Here is a 2,006-nt window from a genome sequence, read left to right on the forward strand (position 1 = left end):
TCCTCGACGTCGAGCGCATGGGTCGCCGCGCCCGCTGAGGCGGCTCCACCCAAGGTTTTCCTGCACGGCACACCCCCGGATCGCCCGTCCTGCGCGTAGGTACGGGTGAAAGGGGGGTCAGCCGCATGCCACACGCATCACGGGACGCATTCGAAGAGTTCGTCCATGCCCGCACGCCGGCCCTGACCCGCACCGCGTACCTCCTCACCGGGGACGCCCACCTCGCGGAGGACCTCGTGCAGACAGCACTCTTCAAGACCGCCCGCGCCTGGCACCGGATCAACGGTGACCCGGAGCCGTACGTGCGACGCATCCTCTACACGCAGAACATCTCGTGGTGGCGGCGGCGCAAGCTGAACGAGACCCTCACCCCGTCGTACGACGACAAGGCGGGCCCGGGGCGTGAGGCAGACCGCGACCTGCGGCTGAGCCTGGAAGCCGCGCTCGCCCAGCTCACCCCGCGCCAGCGCTCGGTCCTGGTGTTGCGCTACTTCGAGGACCTGACCGAGGTGGAGACGGGCGCCGCTCTCGGCATCTCCTCAGGGACCGTGAAGTCGACGGCGCGTGAGGCCCTCGCCCGCATCCGGTCGCGCGCACCGCACCTCGAGGAACTGCTCGAGGGGGTGTCATGAGCGGCGAACGGCTCCGCGAAGAACTGGCCCGGATCGCGGAAGGTGCGCCTCAGGTCGAGCTGCCGGCCGACCTCTACGCCCGTGGCCGTCGGGCCACCGGGCGCGCCCGTCTCCTTGCTGCCGGAGCGGCCGTCGCGTGCATCGCGCTACTCGTCGCGGTCGTGACGCCAGCGCTGCAGGACGATCACACGCCGATCGCCGGCGACGCCGGCCTCGGCGTTCCGAACCACATCCACGCCGTACCTCGCTACGTGACGGACCGCGAGAAGTCGTTCCAGATCGGCATCGGAGCGGCGGCCTTCGTGACCGAGGAACGCACGGCCGTCGTGGTCGATGGCGCGACCGGCGACTACCACCTGTTCGACCTCGACGGCCTGCTCGGCGCCGACCCCGACTCCAGCGTGGAGCTCACCGTGTCGATGGACAACCCGCCCGTGGCACTGTCCCCCGACGGGCGCTACCTGGCATGGGGGTGGGTCGAGCCCGGCCCGAGTTCCGGGACGCAGCTGAAGGGAAGCGGGATCCGGATCGCCGATCTCGACACCGGAGCGGTTCGTGAGATCGACGTCGTTGATTCCGACAGCTCGCAGGCATACCGGGTGCTCGTCAACCAGGTGTCCTGGGCGCCAGGTGGCCAATGGCTGGCTTGGGGCGGTACCCGGGTCACCGAGTGGACGTCGTCCACGTTCAACAGCAACGGCTACCTCGCGGGCACGGTCAACACCGACGCAGGTGACACGACCATGACCAGACTTCCCGAGCCGACGATCGAGACCGACCAGGAGACCCCCGCTGGCGACGTCCCCTTCGTGGTCGCCGTGTCGAACGAGGGCGAGCTGAGCGCCATCTCCGGCAACCTGTGGTGGCGGGTGGCCGGGCAGGAGCGGATCTCGTTGCGCGGCGACCAGCGGATCAGCACGCTCTGGTCCGCGGGCGATCGGTGGTTCGCACTCGTGCACTCCGACACCGGTGACGAGGTGCCGATGGTGCGCGAGCTGCCGGGCGGCCCGGACCGCGCCGCAACGACTCTGGCCTCGAAGCCCCGAATCCTTGGCGTGCTGAGTGACGGCCGGTTGCTGTCGCACGAAGGAGTGGTCGACGAACAGGCCGGCCCGCCACCGATCGTCGAAGCGATCACACCGGACGGCGCCGCGGAGAGGGTCATCGACGTCGATCCCGGAGTGCTCGGGTTGACCATCGCGGCCGACCTGATCACGCCCGAGCAGCTCACGGTCGGGCGCCCGGCGCCCGACTGGCCGTGGGCGACCGAGCGCAAGCTCGTGGTCGGGGGCCTGGTCCTGCTCGGCCTCGTCCTGCTCGGTGGAGTGGTGCTGGGCGCGCGGCGCCTCAGTACCCGTTGAGGATCTTCCGGGT

At 70.1% G+C, this 2,006-nt stretch carries 2 protein-coding genes; both read left to right on the plus strand.

Annotated features, from left to right (window positions below):
* The first annotated feature begins 125 nt into the window (after window positions 1–125).
* Window positions 126–632, plus strand: a complete 507-nt coding sequence (locus ACOADB_RS00590; RefSeq protein ID WP_378595980.1) for a SigE family RNA polymerase sigma factor — start codon at window positions 126–128, stop codon at window positions 630–632.
* Window positions 629–1,993, plus strand: a complete 1,365-nt coding sequence (locus ACOADB_RS00595) for a hypothetical protein (protein WP_378595981.1) — start codon at window positions 629–631, stop codon at window positions 1,991–1,993. Before ACOADB_RS00590 ends, ACOADB_RS00595 begins: the two co-directional genes overlap by 4 nt.
* Window positions 1,994–2,006 lie beyond the last annotated feature (13 nt).

It is taken from the genome of Nocardioides sp. CPCC 206348 (genome assembly GCF_048654705.1).
In the GTDB taxonomy this organism is placed as follows: domain Bacteria; phylum Actinomycetota; class Actinomycetes; order Propionibacteriales; family Nocardioidaceae; genus Nocardioides.

Bases quoted from the DNA above. Each gene is read 5' to 3' on its own strand.
- ACOADB_RS00590 (WP_378595980.1), top strand. From the start codon at position 126: ATGCCACACGCATCACGGGACGCATTCGAAGAGTTCGTCCATGCCCGC.
- ACOADB_RS00595 (WP_378595981.1), top strand. From the start codon at position 629: ATGAGCGGCGAACGGCTCCGCGAAGAACTGGCCCGGATCGCGGAAGGT.